9 protein-coding genes are annotated in these 14,387 nt (G+C 62.1%); 2 read left to right on the forward strand and 7 right to left on the reverse strand.

The genetic code is table 11. The annotated features are described in order from the left end of the window. Nucleotides 1-135 precede the first annotated feature (135 nt). The 5 genes from E2K99_RS20145 to E2K99_RS20165 form a co-directional block, all read right to left on the reverse strand. Nucleotides 136-1,599: a glutamate synthase subunit beta gene (locus E2K99_RS20145; protein ID WP_134223336.1), complete on the reverse strand. Its 1,464-nt coding sequence runs from the start codon at nucleotides 1,597-1,599 to the stop codon at nucleotides 136-138. Between the two features lie 104 nt (nucleotides 1,600-1,703). Further along, nucleotides 1,704-6,380: a glutamate synthase-related protein gene (locus E2K99_RS20150; protein ID WP_134223337.1), complete on the reverse strand. Its 4,677-nt coding sequence runs from the start codon at nucleotides 6,378-6,380 to the stop codon at nucleotides 1,704-1,706. Nucleotides 6,381-6,565: 185 nt separating this feature from the next. Further along, nucleotides 6,566-7,297, reverse strand: coding sequence for a transposase (locus E2K99_RS20155; RefSeq protein WP_134223338.1), 732 nt, complete (start codon nucleotides 7,295-7,297; stop codon nucleotides 6,566-6,568). Nucleotides 7,298-7,479: 182 nt separating this feature from the next. Further along, nucleotides 7,480-8,457: a TerC family protein gene (locus E2K99_RS20160; RefSeq protein ID WP_134223339.1), complete on the reverse strand. Its 978-nt coding sequence runs from the start codon at nucleotides 8,455-8,457 to the stop codon at nucleotides 7,480-7,482. 65 nt (nucleotides 8,458-8,522) lie between these two features. Next, nucleotides 8,523-8,840 carry a TFIIB-type zinc ribbon-containing protein gene (locus tag E2K99_RS20165; protein ID WP_121045821.1) on the reverse strand — a complete coding sequence of 106 codons (318 nt, stop codon included), beginning with the start codon at nucleotides 8,838-8,840 and terminating at the stop codon, nucleotides 8,523-8,525. A 176-nt stretch (nucleotides 8,841-9,016) separates the two neighbouring features. Here E2K99_RS20165 and nhaR point away from each other — a divergent pair, with 176 nt between their 5' ends. Next, nucleotides 9,017-9,961: a transcriptional activator NhaR gene (gene nhaR / locus E2K99_RS20170; RefSeq protein ID WP_134223340.1), complete on the forward strand. Its 945-nt coding sequence runs from the start codon at nucleotides 9,017-9,019 to the stop codon at nucleotides 9,959-9,961. Nucleotides 9,962-10,325: 364 nt separating this feature from the next. Here nhaR and E2K99_RS20175 read toward each other — a convergent pair whose 3' ends face one another. Then, a complete protein-coding gene (locus tag E2K99_RS20175) occupies nucleotides 10,326-11,189 on the reverse strand; it encodes a LysR substrate-binding domain-containing protein (protein WP_134223341.1) in 864 nt (287 codons plus the stop codon). Between the two features lie 117 nt (nucleotides 11,190-11,306). Between E2K99_RS20175 and E2K99_RS20180 the strand changes: the two genes are divergently transcribed. Next, complete coding sequence (locus tag E2K99_RS20180; protein ID WP_121045818.1) at nucleotides 11,307-12,530, forward strand: MFS transporter; 1,224 nt, start codon at nucleotides 11,307-11,309, stop codon at nucleotides 12,528-12,530. 82 nt (nucleotides 12,531-12,612) lie between these two features. On the opposite strand, the gene E2K99_RS20185 is transcribed toward E2K99_RS20180, so the two are convergent. Then, the gene (locus E2K99_RS20185) at nucleotides 12,613-14,115 is read right to left on the reverse strand and encodes an AMP nucleosidase (RefSeq protein WP_121045817.1); all 1,503 of its coding nucleotides are present in this window, start codon (nucleotides 14,113-14,115) and stop codon (nucleotides 12,613-12,615) included. Nucleotides 14,116-14,387: the final 272 nt, after the last annotated feature.

The raw sequence follows: 14,387 nt of genomic DNA on the forward strand, positions 1-14,387 counted from the left end.
ACTCATGACGAAAAAAAACCGGACCGGCTTGCGCCGATCCGGGTCCAGGGTCAAACGAAAAATGCAGAAAACTGCGTACTGCTTGATACTTTTTAAATCATATAAATCATTCAGCGTTCAGTATGAGGCGACCAATCAGCGCGGCAGCAGCGAAGAACCCATCAGGAATTCATCCACCGCACGTGCGCACTGGCGGCCTTCGCGGATCGCCCACACCACCAGCGACTGGCCACGGCGCATGTCGCCCGCAGCAAAGACCTTGTCCACCGAGGTCTTGTAGCAGCCTTCGCCATCGGTCGTGGCCTTGGCATTGCCGCGCGCATCCTTCTCGACGCCGAAGGCATCCAGCACCTGCTGCACCGGCGAGACGAAGCCCATGGCCAGCAACACCAGGTCAGCCTTGATCTCGAATTCCGAATCGGGCACTTCGACCATCTTGCCGTCCTTGAACTCGACGCGCGCCGCGATCAGCTTCTCGACCTTGCCGCCCTTGCCTTCCAGGCGCTTGGTGGTCACCGCGAAATCACGTGCGCAACCTTCTTCGTGCGAGGAAGAGGTACGCAGCTTGATCGGCCAGTAGGGCCAGACCAGCGGCTTGTTTTCGGATTCCGGCGGTTGCGGCATCAGTTCGAACTGGGTCACCGAAGCCGCACCATGACGGTTGGAGGTACCGACGCAGTCGGAGCCGGTGTCGCCACCGCCGATGACGACCACGTTCTTGCCGGTGGCCATGATCTGGCTCTTGAGCTTGTCGCCGGCATTGACCTTGTTCTGCAGCGGCAGGAAGTCCATGGCGAAATGCACGCCCTTCAGTTCACGGCCCGGCACCGGCAGGTCACGCGGGGATTCCGCACCACCAGCGATGACGACGGCGTCGAATTCCTTCTTCAGCTCTTCCGGGGTGACGCTTTCCTTGGACCAGTTGTTGACGCTCTCAGGGAATTCCTTGCCGACGAACACGCCGGTACGGAAGCTCACGCCTTCGGCCTTCATCTGTTCGACGCGCAAGTCGATGTGCGACTTTTCCATCTTGAAGTCGGGGATGCCATAACGCAGCAGGCCGCCGACGCGATCGTTCTTTTCAAACACGGTCACGTCATGACCGGCGCGCGCCAGCTGCTGGGCAGCGGCCAGGCCGGCAGGACCGGAGCCGACCACGGCGACCTTCTTGCCGGTCTTGACCGCAGCAGGTTGCGGCACCACCCAGCCGTTTTCCCAACCCTTGTCGATGATGAAGTGCTCGATCGACTTGATGCCTACGGCGTCATTGTTGATGCCCAGGGTGCAGGCGGCTTCGCAGGGTGCCGGGCAGATGCGGCCGGTGAACTCGGGGAAGTTGTTGGTCTGGTGCAGGGTGTCCAGGGCTTCCTTGTAGTTGCCGCGATAGACCAGGTCATTCCAGTCGGGAATGATGTTGTTGACCGGGCAGCCGTTGTTGCAGAAGGGGATGCCGCAGTCCATGCAACGCGCGCCCTGGATCTTGGCGTCAGCGTCGCTCAGGTGCAGGACGAATTCCTTGTAATGCTTGGTACGCGCGGCAGGTGCCTCGCTGGCCTCTTTCAGGCGCTGGTACTCCATGAAACCGGTTGCTTTTCCCATTTTCCTCTCACATTCTCGCTAAGGATGCGGCGGGCGGCGCTCTTCACTTTTCGCGCCACGCCCGCCGGCGTGCTTGATTGATTAGTCCGATCACAGCCTGAAGATCAGGCAGCGACCTTTTCCTTCTTCGTTTCGGCAGCGGCGGCCAGTTCGGCCAGCGCACGCTTGTACTCGGTCGGGAACACCTTGACGAACTTGGCGCGCGACGCCGCCCAGTTATCCAGCAGGTAGCGCGCACGCGTGCTGCCGGTGTACTTGAAGTGGCGCTCAATCAAGCCGCGCAGGATGGCTTCGTCGGTCTGGCGCTCGCCACCGCGCAGCAGGCTGTGCCAGATGTCGCGGCCCAGGGTCTGCTCCTGCTCGGTGTCGGACGGGACCTTCTCCAGGCTGACCATCGAGGTATTGCACTTGCCGGCGAAATCGCCTTCCGGGTCATACACATAAGCGATACCACCCGACATGCCCGCTGCGAAGTTGCGGCCGGTATTGCCCAGCACCACCACGGTGCCGCCGGTCATGTATTCGCAACCGTGGTCGCCGGTGCCTTCCACCACTGCAGTGGCACCGGAGTTGCGCACGGCGAAACGCTCGCCGGCCACGCCGTTGATGAAGGCTTCACCGCTGATGGCGCCGTACAGGACGGTATTGCCGGAGATCATGTTATCCACGGCACGGCCACGGAACTCGGTGTTGGGACGCACGATGATGCGGCCACCCGACAAGCCCTTGCCGACGTAGTCGTTGCCTTCGCCGACCAGGTCCAGGGTCACGCCCTTGGCCAGGAAGGCGCCAGCGGACTGGCCTGCGGTCCCTTGCAGCTGGATGTGGATGGTGTCATCCGGCAGGCCTTCATCGCCGTAACGCTTGGCCACTTCACCCGAGAGCATGGCGCCGACGGTACGGTTGAGGTTCTTGATCGGGGAGATGAAGGAAACCTTCTCGCCCTTCTCCAGCGCAATCTTGGCTTGCGCGATCAGCTTGTGGTCCAGTGCCTTGTCCAGGCCGTGGTCTTGCACGTCGGTGTGGTATACCGGCAGGTTCGATTCGGGCTGGTGGAAGATGCGGCTGAAGTCCAGGCCCTTGGCCTTCCAGTGCGCGATGGCCTTGGAACGGTCCAGCAGGTCGGCGCGGCCGATCAGTTCGTCGAACTTGCGGATACCCAGCTGGGCCATGATCTGGCGCGCTTCTTCAGCGATGAAGAAGAAGAAGTTGACCACGTGTTCCGGCTTGCCGGAGAACTTGGCGCGCAGCACCGGATCTTGCGTAGCCACGCCCACCGGGCAGGTGTTCAGGTGGCACTTGCGCATCATGATGCAGCCTTCGACCACCAGCGGTGCGGTGGCGAAACCGAATTCGTCCGCGCCCAGCATGGCACCGATGACCACGTCACGGCCAGTCTTCATCTGACCGTCAGCCTGCACGCGGATGCGGTTGCGCAGGCCGTTCAGGACCAGGGTCTGCTGGGTTTCCGCCAGGCCCAGTTCCCACGGGGAACCGGCATGCTTGATCGAGGACAGCGGCGAAGCACCGGTACCGCCATCGTGACCGGCGATGACCACGTGATCCGACTTGGCCTTGGCCACGCCGGCAGCAACGGTACCGACACCCACTTCGGAGACCAGCTTGACCGAGATGGAAGCGCGCGGGTTGACGTTCTTCAGGTCGTGGATCAGTTGGGCCAGATCCTCGATGGAGTAGATGTCATGGTGCGGCGGCGGCGAGATCAGGCCCACGCCCGGCACCGACACACGCAGCTTGGCGATGTATTCCGAGACCTTGTGGCCGGGCAGCTGGCCGCCTTCGCCAGGCTTGGCACCCTGGGCCATCTTGATCTGGATCTGGTCAGCCGAGATCAGGTATTCGGCGGAGACGCCGAAACGGCCCGAGGCCACCTGCTTGATGCGCGAGCGCAGCGAGTCGCCTTCCAGCAGGGGAATGTCGACTTCGATGTGTTCCTTGCCGATTTCGGACGCCAGGGTCGCACCTTGCTTGATGGGGATGCCCTTCAGCTCGTTGCGATAACGGTTGACGTCCTCGCCACCTTCACCGGTGTTGGACTTGCCGCCGATGCGGTTCATCGCGATGGCCAGCGTGGCGTGGGCTTCGGTCGAGATCGAGCCCAGCGACATGGCACCGGTGGCGAAGCGCTTGACGATTTCCTTGGCCGGTTCCACTTCATCGATCGAGATCGCCTTGGACGGGTCGATCTTGAACTCGAACAGGCCGCGCAGCGTCATGTGGCGCTTGGACTGGTCGTTGATGATCTGGGCGTATTCCTTGTAGGTGTTGTAGCTGTTCGAACGGGTCGAGTGCTGCAGCTTGGCGATCGCGTCCGGGGTCCACATGTGCTCTTCGCCACGGATGCGGAAGGCGTATTCGCCACCGGCGTCCAGAGCGTTGGCCAGCACCGGGTCGGCGCTGAAGGCGGCGGTGTGCAGGCGCAGCGCTTCTTCGGCCACTTCGAACACGCCGATGCCTTCGACGTTGGACGCGGTGCCCTTGAAGTACTTGTCCACCAGCGCCTTCGACAGGCCGATGGCTTCGAAGATCTGCGCGCCGCAGTAGGACATGTAGGTCGAGATGCCCATCTTGGACATGACCTTCAGCAGGCCCTTGCCGACCGCCTTCTGGAAGTTGTAGATGGCCTTCTCAGGCGACAGGTCGCCCGGCAGACCCTTGGCCAGATCGGCCAGGGTGTCCATGGCCAGGTACGGGTGAATCGCTTCGGCGCCATAGCCTGCCAGCAGGGCGAAGTGGTGCGTTTCGCGGGCCGAACCGGTTTCCACCACCAGGCCGGTGGAGGTGCGCAGGCCCTTGCTGACCAGGTGCTGGTGGATGGCCGAGGTGGCCAGCAGTGCCGGAATCGGCAGCTGGTCGGCATCGACCTTGCGGTCCGAGATGATCAGGATGTTGTGGCCCGACTTGACCGCATCCACGGCCTTGGCGCACAGCGAAGCCAGGCGGGCTTCGATGCCTTCCTTGCCCCAGGCGACCGGGTAGCAGATGTTCAGTTCGTAGGACTTGAACTTGCCGCCGCTGTGCGCGCTGATGTTGCGCAGCTTGGCGATGTCGTCATAGTCCAGCACCGGCTGCGACACTTCCAGGCGCATCGGCGGGTTGATGTTGTTGGTGTCCAGCAGGTTGGGCTTGGGGCCGATGAAGGACACCAGCGACATGACCAGCGCTTCGCGGATCGGGTCGATCGGCGGGTTGGTCACCTGCGCGAACAACTGACGGAAGTAGTTGTACAGCGGCTTGTTCTTGTTGGACATGACCGCCAGCGGCGAGTCATTGCCCATGGAGCCGATGGCTTCCTCGCCACCGCTGGCCATGGGGGCCATCAGGAACTTGACGTCTTCCTGGGTGTAGCCGAAGACCTGCTGCAGGTCCAGCAGCTTCAGGGACGAGGACGGCTGGCGCGGCTCTTCCTTCAACTCGTCCAGCTTGACGCGTACCGAGTTGATCCACTGCTTGTAGGGCTTGGCGTTGGCGTAGGTGTCCTTGAGTTCCTTGTCGTCGATGATGCGGCCGGCATCCAGGTCGATCAGGAACATCTTGCCCGGCTGCAGGCGCCACTTCTGGATGATCTTGGATTCGGGAATGGGCAGCACGCCGGATTCCGAAGCCATCACCACCAGGTCGTCATCGGTGACGATGTAGCGCGCCGGACGCAGGCCGTTGCGGTCCAGCGTGCCGCCGATGTGGCGGCCGTCGGTGAAGGCCAGCGCAGCGGGGCCGTCCCACGGTTCCATCATGGCGGCGTGGTATTCGTAGAAGGCGCGGCGGTTGTCGTCCATCGAGGTGTGGTTTTCCCAGGCTTCGGGGACCATCATCATCATCGCCTGCGGCAGCGGATAGCCGGCCATGACCAGCAGTTCCAGCGCGTTGTCGAAGCTGGCGGTATCGGACTGGCCTTCATAGATCAGCGGGAACAGCTTCTTGAGGTCCGAACCCAGCACGGCCGACTGCATCACGCCTTCGCGGGCGCGCATCCAGTTGAAGTTGCCCTTGACGGTGTTGATTTCACCGTTGTGGGCGATCAGGCGGTACGGGTGGGCCAGCGGCCATTCCGGGAAGGTGTTGGTGGAGAAGCGCTGGTGCACCAGGGCCAGCGCGGAAACACAGCGCTCGTCCTGCAGGTCCTTGTAGTACACGCCGACCTGGTCGGCCAGCAGCAGGCCCTTGTAGACCACGGTGCGGGCCGACATCGAGGGCACGAAGAATTCCTTGCCGTGCAGCAGGTTCAGGGCCTGAATGGCGTGGCCGGAGGACTTGCGGATCACGTAGAGCTTGCGTTCCAGCGCGTCGGTGACCATCACGTCGGGGCCGCGGCCGATGAAGATCTGGCGGATCACCGGCTCTTTTTCGCGCACGGTCGGCGACATCGGCATGTCGCGGTCCACCGGGACATCGCGCCAGCCCAGCACGATCTGGCCTTCGGCCAGCACCGCGCGTTCGATTTCCTGTTCACAGGCAATGCGGGAAGCGTTTTCCTTGGGCAGGAAGACCATGCCCACGCCGTATTCACCGGGCGGCGGCAGGTCCACGCCCTGCTTGGCCATCTCTTCACGGTAATACTGGTCGGGGATCTGGATCAGGATACCGGCACCGTCACCCATCAACGGGTCGGCACCGACAGCACCCCGGTGATCCAGGTTCTTCAGGATGAGCAAACCCTGGTCAACGATGGAATGGGTTTTCTTGCCCTTGATGTGGGCGATGAAACCGACGCCACAGGCGTCATGTTCATTTGCTGGGTCGTAAAGGCCTTGCGCGTGCATAACGGTACTCCACCACATTGACAGTAAGGATTTGAAGAATAGTGCACTGCACCCAATAGTTCAATGAAAATAATTAGGGTCTGAGTGCAATTAAAATCCCCAAGATTTTCAGGATTTTTATAATAGGGACAGAGTAATGTAGTGCAGATTCAAGTCCCTGATTACAAAGACTTATTTTTGAAAGCTTACGATTCTTGCCGGACGGATACTTCATCCGCCTCGCCCGCAAGGCGAACGATGGCGGGACGGCCACGCTTGGCCGGACTGACGCGCCGGTGGGTCTGGCGCTCCAGCCCCTGCTTGAAATCTTCCGAACCCAGCGCCCAACCCTTGAGCGTGGCATCGGTGATGCGCTCCACTTCGGCGCGCGCCAGTCCTTCTTCGGTGAGCTGGCGATAAGCGATCTCACGATCGAAGGGAGTGTTGCCAATCGACCAATATTGAGGATGGTCGGTGATAAGCCCATCCTGCTTGGCCCCGATGTGATGCATGTAGCTGGACCACGGATAATCTCCCGGGCTGGCCGCCAGGCCATTGCGCACCGGGTTGAGCTCGATGTAGCGGCAGATGGCCAGCAGGTAGAGCTCGGGGTCGATGACGGTGGCGCGGTAACGCCCCTGCCACAGCGTGCCGCTGCGTCCATGCTTCTGGTTGAAATACGGGACGTAGTGACGTCCGATCCATTGCATCATCCGTGCCAGGCCTTGATCGTCGGCCGGCGTAGCCAGCAGGTGCAGGTGATCCGGCATGAGCACATAGGCATGGACGGCCACCTTGAATTGCCTTGCAGCCTCCTTGAGCCAGCCGAGGAAGGCCAGATGGTCATCGGCATCACGGAAGATGGACAGGCCGTCATGGCCACGCTGGATGATGTGGTGCGGCTGGTGCGGAACGACGAGTCGGGGAAGGCGGGCCATGGCAGACGCTGCAAACCGGTTGAGTGGAGCAGACATTCTAATGCACTCCGTCCCCAATAAACGCGCGATGCCGAATTTGCATCGTTTTATCCAATTCGTTCACTCGCGCATAAAAAAACCGGCCAGATCGCTCCAGCCGGTCAAGCCCCACGTTGAATTGTTCACATCTCCATCAAAGCCGCTTAGACCGCCGTGGTTTCCTTGTCCTTGCCCTTGGTCAGGACCAGGCTGGCGATGATGGAGATCACCAGGATGGCACCGACGATGGACAGCGAGACCAGCACCGGCACGTGGAACCAGTAGGACGCCAGCATCTTGCCGCCCACGAACAGCAGCACCAGGGCCAGGCCATACTTGAGCAGGTGGAAGCGCTCTGCCGAATCAGCCAGCAGGAAGTACAGCGCACGCAGACCCATGATGGCGAACATGTTCGAGGTGAAGACGATGAACGGATCCTTGGTAATGGCGAAGATCGCCGGGATGCTGTCCACCGCGAAAATCACGTCGGAAATTTCGATCAGCAGCAGCACCAGCATCAGCGGGGTGAAATAGCGCACGCCATTGATGCGGGTGGTGAAGTTTTCGCCGTCGTAGTTGTCACTGATCTTCATATGGCTGCGCAGCCAGCGCAGCAGCGGGTTGTCACCCAGATCAGATTCCTTGTCGGCAAAGATCAGCATCTTGATGCCAGTGAACACCAGGAAGGCACCGAACACGTACAGGATCCAGCTGAACTGCGCGATCATCCAGGCACCCAGCAAAATCATCACGGCCCGCATGACGATGGCACCGATGACGCCGTACAGCAGCACGCGGCGCTGCATTTCAGCCGGCACGGCGAAGTAGCTGAAGATCATCAGGAACACGAAGATGTTGTCGACCGACAGCGCCTTCTCGATCAGGTAACCGGAGAGGAACTCGGCGCCCTTCTGGTTGGCGAACTCGCGGCCGACGTTGGCATCGAGGTACCACCACATCAGGCCGGCGAACAGGAAGGCCAGCGACACCCATACCACCGACCAGCTCAGCGCCTCCTTGGGCGACACCCGGTGGGCGTTGCGGCCGCCCAGGGCAAACATGTCCACGGCCAGCATCCCCAGCACGAAGACGATGAAACCTATCCACATGGGCAGGCTTGCGAAACTCTCTACACCGTTCACGTCATACCTCTCTTCTTGTTCACCCGCCGGCGGCGGGCTCGGTTATCGGTTTTGGGAAAAAATCTTCAATCGAAGTCGAAGATTTCACCCAGGAAGCCTTTTTTCTTGCGCTTGTATTCATATCCATGGCCACTGCGACCATAGCGGGCATCGTACCCGCCCTGCGGGGGCATCGGTGGCGTGTGCGGCGCAGGCGGCATGTGCGTCCGCGCTGCCTGTACCGGAGCAGGGGCGCTCACCTGGCTGGCGGCCGAGCGTTCGATGAGCTTGTCCAGCTCGCCGCGATCCAGCCACACACCCCGACATTGGGGGCAATAATCGATCTCGATGCCCTGACGTTCCGAGATCAGCAGGTTATGCACTGTGCAAACGGGACATTTCATCAGGCTTCTCCTTCATTCAGCGTTGGCAACGATACCCGGCACGGCGACAACTCCCCACCGCACCTGACAAGGCGCTACTGTAGGCCAAACCAGACTGAATGAAAATTCGAATATTTTGAGATAATACTTCGGAAAAACCGAAGTATTGCAATCGCCCCGCAACCAGGAAGCAGCCCATGGCCAGCCTCAACTACAAGCATCTCCACTATTTCTGGACAGTCGCCAAGACCGGCGGCGTGGCGCGCGCCAGCGAGCGGCTGCACCTGACCGCGCAGACCATCAGCGGGCAGATCAGCCTGTTCGAGGAATCCCTGGGCTACAAGCTCTTCAAGCGCGTGGGCCGGCGGCTGGAACTCAATGATGAAGGCCGCATGGTGTTCGATTACGCCGAACGCATCTTCAGCCTCGGCGAGGAGCTGGAAGAAGCCCTGCGCCTGCGCCCCGGTGGACGCACGCTGCAACTGCGCGTGGGCGTGGCCGATGCCGTGCCCAAGGCGATTGCCTACCTGCTGCTGGAAAGCGCACTGGCGATGCAGGACCCGATCCGCATCATTTGCCGCGAAGGCAAGCTGGACGTACTGCTGGCCGACCTGGCCATCCACAAGCTGGACATCATCATCGCCGACAGCCCGATGCCGCCCAATGTGGACGTGCGCGGCTACCACCACTTGCTGGGCGAATGCGATACCAGCTTCTTTGCCACGCCCGAACTGGCCAGGCGCTATCGCAAGGGCTTTCCGCAGAGCCTCGATGCCGCGCCCTTCCTGATGCCGGGGGAAGATGCGGCGGTGCGTCCGCGCCTGCTGCGCTGGTTCGAGAAGGAAGGCATCCGCCCAAAGATCACGGGAGAATTTGACGATGGGGCCCTGCTGCTGGCCTTCGGCGACGCCGGCGCAGGCATCTTTGCGGCCCCCACGGCGATTGCCGGGCAGATCCGCAAGCAATATGGGCTGGTGGAGATCGGCAAGACCGACGCCATCCGCGAGCAGTTCTATGCGATCTCGGTCGAGCGCAGGCTGAGCCATCCGGCCGTGCTGGCGATCCAGACCGCGGCGCGCGGCAATCTCATCGTGGGGAGCACGCCACCCCGGCCCGACGGCAAGACCGGGACCCGGCAATGAGACCGACGGGCACAAGCATGCAGGATGCGGAAAAAACGAAAATATATGCACCTTGGTACATATCCCTTGCACACATGTGGCAAACTGACTCGTCATACCAGTGCAGTCGTAAATGACGGGAAATGCAGGGCTGAAAATGGGATGAAAAAACGCGGCACAAAAGAAAAACCCCACGGCCCTTGCGAGTCGTGGGGTAAATCCCATTCTCGGGGGGGAGAATGGAGGGGGAACTTCAATATAGGGAAATAGCCGAGCTGTCGCAGCCGTTTTTACAAATGGTTACACCCTCTTCATATGCTGCAACCGCAAACATATTTGTGGCGTGGAGGTTCATATCAAAACAATCCGGTATGAATCCAATATATCAAAGACTTGCCACAAGTAAAGAACGCAGGGCCAGCAGCGAAGCCGAGCTGCGTTCCCGCCGGCTGATCAGGAAGGTGGTCACGCGGCCATCGCGGCCCAGCGAGTGGGTGGCAAATCCGTGCGGTTCCAACTGCATCGCGATCACCGAACGCGGCACCACCGCCACCCCGGCACCTGCCGCCACGCAGGCCAGGATGGCGTGATAGGAGGCCAGTTCCAGCGTGCGTACCGGCACCCCGCCCTTGCCTTGGCCGGCGAACCAGCTTTCTGCATGGCGGCGGTAGGCGCAGCCCTGCTCGAAGACGATCAGGGTATCCAGCATCACATCCTCGGGCGAGCGCACCCGGCGATGGCTGCGCGGCGTCACCAGCAGCAGTTCTTCCTTGTACAGCGGTGTTGCGGACAGCGCGCCATCCTCGATGGGCCCGGCCACCAGCGCCGCATCCAGCTTGCCGGCGCGCACCCCGGCGATCAGTACGTCGGTCGGGCCGGTCGACAGTTCCAGCCGCACTTCGGGCCAGCGCTGGTGGAATTCGGCCAAGGGGGCCGGCAAGCGGCTGGCGGCGGCGCTTTCCATGGAGCCGATGCGCAGTCGGCCACGCGGATTCTGCGGCGAAACCACCTCGCGCGCCTCCTGCACCAGGTCGAGGATGCGCTCGGCGTAATCCAGCAGGGCTTCGCCCGAGGCAGTGAGTACCAGCCGCTTGCGGTCGCGCACGAACAGCGGCACGCCGATGGATTCCTCCAGCTGCTTGATGCGCGTGGTGACATTGGACTGCACCCGGTTGAGCCGCTCGGCGGCGCGGGTCACGCCGCCTTCGGCGACGACGGTGCGGAAGATTTCCAGTTCGGCCAGTTCCATGGCTGCTCCAGTGGATGTTCTCGAATCAAGATGAAGTCATCCCGATTATTCATTTTTTGGAATGACTGAAAGACGATAGCATAGACCCCTGTTCACCTCACGCCTTTGCGCTTGCCCATGACCCAGCCCGCCGCCTCACACCCCAGCGCCTCCCTTCACGCGCTGGCCTGGAAAGTCTGCCTGTCCGGCATGGTGGCCCTGTCGGTGGCGATGGGCATCGGCCGTTTCGCCTTCACGCCTTTGCTGCCGATGATGCTGCACGAAGGCAGCCTCTCGCTGCAGATGGGCGGCTGGCTGGCCACGGCCAATTACCTGGGCTACTTCGCCGGTGCCATGCTGTGCGCCTTCCATCGCAGCAAGCGCGGCGTGGCCATGCTGCGCGCCGGGCTGGTGGTGACCATCCTGCTCACGCTGGGCATGGGCGTGCTGCATCAGGACTGGATCTGGCTGTGGATGCGTTTTCTCTCGGGCGTGGCCAGCGCCTATGTGTTCGTCTATACCGCCGGCTGGTGCCTGCAGCAACTGACGCAGCTGGGCCGTCCGGAACTGGGCGGCGTGATCTTCTGTGGTCCCGGCCTGGGCATCGCGCTGACCGGCCTGCTCTCGGGCCCCATGATTGCGGCCGGCTGGCTGGCCGCCGGTGGCTGGATCCTCTTCGGTGTCATCGCGCTCGGGCTTACGGCGCTGGTGTGGAAGTCGTTCAGCTTCGATGCCGGGCGCGGTCTCAACGTGCATCCGCATGACAGCAATGCAGCACAGGCTCCGGTCCCGGAATCGGCGAGCCGGAAGCGGGAAGTGATGATCCAGGTGATTGCCTACGGCATCGCCGGATTCGGATACATCATCACCGCCACCTTCCTGCCGGTGATCGCGCGCCAGGCACTGCCGGGCTCGGTGTGGCCGGATTACTTCTGGCCCATCTTCGGCTTGTCGGTGGCGGCCGGGGCCTTCAGCGCCACGCGGCTGTCGGTACAGGGCGACCAGCGCCTGCTGCTGACCGGGGCTTACCTGATGCAGGCGGCGGGAGTGCTGGTGTCGATCCTGTTCCCCACTGCGCCCGGCTTTGCGCTGAGCTGTCTGCTGCTCGGTCTGCCCTTTACCGCCATTACCTTGTTCGGCATGCGCGAAGCACGCCGCCTTCGGCGCGAACAGGCCAGCAGCCTGATGGCCCTGATGACCGCCGCCTACGGCATCGGCCAGATCGCCGGCCCGCCGCTGGCCACCGCCCTGGTGCACGGCAGTGGCTCTTTCACGCCCTCGCTGTGCGTGGCGGCGGTGACGCTGCTGATCGGCGCGGGCCTCTATTATCGACTCACGATCACGCATCGCCTGCCGCGCTGATCCGCTTTTCGACGCATCATGAAAAACGCCCGCGACATCGACTGTCGCGGGCGTTCGTCCTTGCAGCCACCAGCAATGTGGATCAGCGGAAGGCCGGCTCCGCAAAGCTGCGCAGCTTGCGGCTGTGCACCTGCTCGATGCCATTGTTGCGCAACAGCTCCAGCGCGCGAATGCCGATCTGCAAGTGCTGCGCCACGCGCTGCTCGTAGAAGGTATTGGCCATGCCGGGCAGCTTGATCTCACCGTGCAGCGGCTTGTCCGAGACACACAGCAGCGTGCCGTAGGGCACCCGGAAGCGGAAACCGTTGGCCGCCACCGTCGCACTTTCCATGTCCAGCGCGATGGCGCGGCTCTGCGAGAAGCGCAGCAGCGGCATGCGATGGTCGCGCAGTTCCCAGTTGCGGTCATCGACCGAGGCCACGGTGCCGGTACGCATGATGCGCTTCAACTCATAGCCATCGAGCTGGGTGATGCTGGCCACCGCATCCTGCAAGGCCAGCTGCACTTCAGCCAGCGCCGGGATCGGCACCCACAGCGGCAGGTCATCATCGAGCACGTGATCGTCCCGCACATAGGCATGCGCCAGCACGTAATCCCCCATGCGCTGCGAGGCCGACAGGCCGGCGCAGTGGCCCAGCATCAGCCAGCCATGCGGACGCAAGACGGCCACGTGGTCGGTCACCGTCTTGGCATTGGACGGGCCCACGCCGATGTTGACCAGGGTGATGCCGCTACCATCGGCACGCTGCAGGTGATAGGCCGGCATCTGCGGCTGCCGTGCTGGTGCCACACCGGAAACTGGCCTGGTCTCTGTACCGGTCTGGTTGGCACTCCAGGTGGTGACATTACCGGGCTCGACGAAGGCAGTGTACTGGCGGCGATAGGCCAGTTCATCCGGATCATCGGTCGGCTCCATCAGACGCCGGCCCAGGCGCACGAACTCATCGACGTAGAAAGCGTAGTTGGTGAAGAGCACGTAGCGCTGGAACTGGTCCGGCGAGGTCGCCGTGTAATGGCGCAGGCGATGCAGCGAGTAATCGATGCGCGGCCCGGTGAACAGCGCCAGCGGATGCGGCCCTTCGCGCCAGGCACCGTTATCCACTTCATAGGTGCCGTTGGCGATGCGGTCATCCATGGTCGCCAGGTCGGGCAGGTCGAAGTAATCGGGCAGCGTGCGCAGGTGTTCCGGGTCCAGGCTGCCTTCCACGTGTATGCCCTCGGGGAAGGCGAAGTGCACCGGGATCGGCAGCTCGCTCACGCCCACTTCCAGCGGCACCTCATGGTTCTGCAGCACCAGCTTGAATTGCGCCAGCAGGTATTGATGGAACAGCTTGGGACGCGTGAGCGTGGTCTCGTAGCAGCCGGGACCGGCCACGAAACCGAAGGACTGGCGGGTATCGGTGTGGGTGGATTTTTCGGTGGTGATGCGCACGAAGGGATAGCAGGCACGCACCCGCTGCGGCATCCCTTCGCCGCTGGAGAACTGGCGGAAGGCATCGCGCAGGATGGCCGTGTTGTGTTCGTAGATCTCCAGCACGCGCGCATAGGCGGCTTCGGGGTTGGTGAATTTTTCTGTGGCAAACATCGTGGTTCTCCATCATTGCCGCGCGCCGCACCGGTGTAAAAGCCAATGCGCTGGGGCGGCGCGGCCGGTTGGACCGGTCATTCATCGAAAGAACTTGTGCGCGGCACCATCTTACCTGAGAGCGCTGCTTTCCACGCAGCTGCGCCATGCCGCGATCAAGCAGGACAATGCCGCGCTTGTCAGGCTTTGCTGCACTCTGATTCGGTGATATCTTCCGAGTTCTTCGGCGCGATTTACTTATTTTTTCAAGCGCGCCTTCCCTGCCCGCCTGC

The sequence above is a fragment of the Herbaspirillum huttiense genome, from assembly GCF_004367745.1.
GTDB lineage: Bacteria > Pseudomonadota > Gammaproteobacteria > Burkholderiales > Burkholderiaceae_D > Herbaspirillum > Herbaspirillum huttiense.

Coding starts and splice junctions, on each gene's coding strand:
- E2K99_RS20145 (WP_134223336.1), bottom strand. CDS start 1,599: ATGGGAAAAGCAACCGGTTTCATGGAGTACCAGCGCCTGAAAGAGGCC.
- E2K99_RS20150 (WP_134223337.1), bottom strand. CDS start 6,380: ATGCACGCGCAAGGCCTTTACGACCCAGCAAATGAACATGACGCCTGT.
- E2K99_RS20155 (WP_134223338.1), bottom strand. CDS start 7,297: ATGGCCCGCCTTCCCCGACTCGTCGTTCCGCACCAGCCGCACCACATC.
- E2K99_RS20165 (WP_121045821.1), bottom strand. CDS start 8,840: ATGAAATGTCCCGTTTGCACAGTGCATAACCTGCTGATCTCGGAACGT.
- nhaR (WP_134223340.1), top strand. CDS start 9,017: ATGGCCAGCCTCAACTACAAGCATCTCCACTATTTCTGGACAGTCGCC.
- E2K99_RS20175 (WP_134223341.1), bottom strand. CDS start 11,189: ATGGAACTGGCCGAACTGGAAATCTTCCGCACCGTCGTCGCCGAAGGC.
- E2K99_RS20180 (WP_121045818.1), top strand. CDS start 11,307: ATGACCCAGCCCGCCGCCTCACACCCCAGCGCCTCCCTTCACGCGCTG.
- E2K99_RS20185 (WP_121045817.1), bottom strand. CDS start 14,115: ATGTTTGCCACAGAAAAATTCACCAACCCCGAAGCCGCCTATGCGCGC.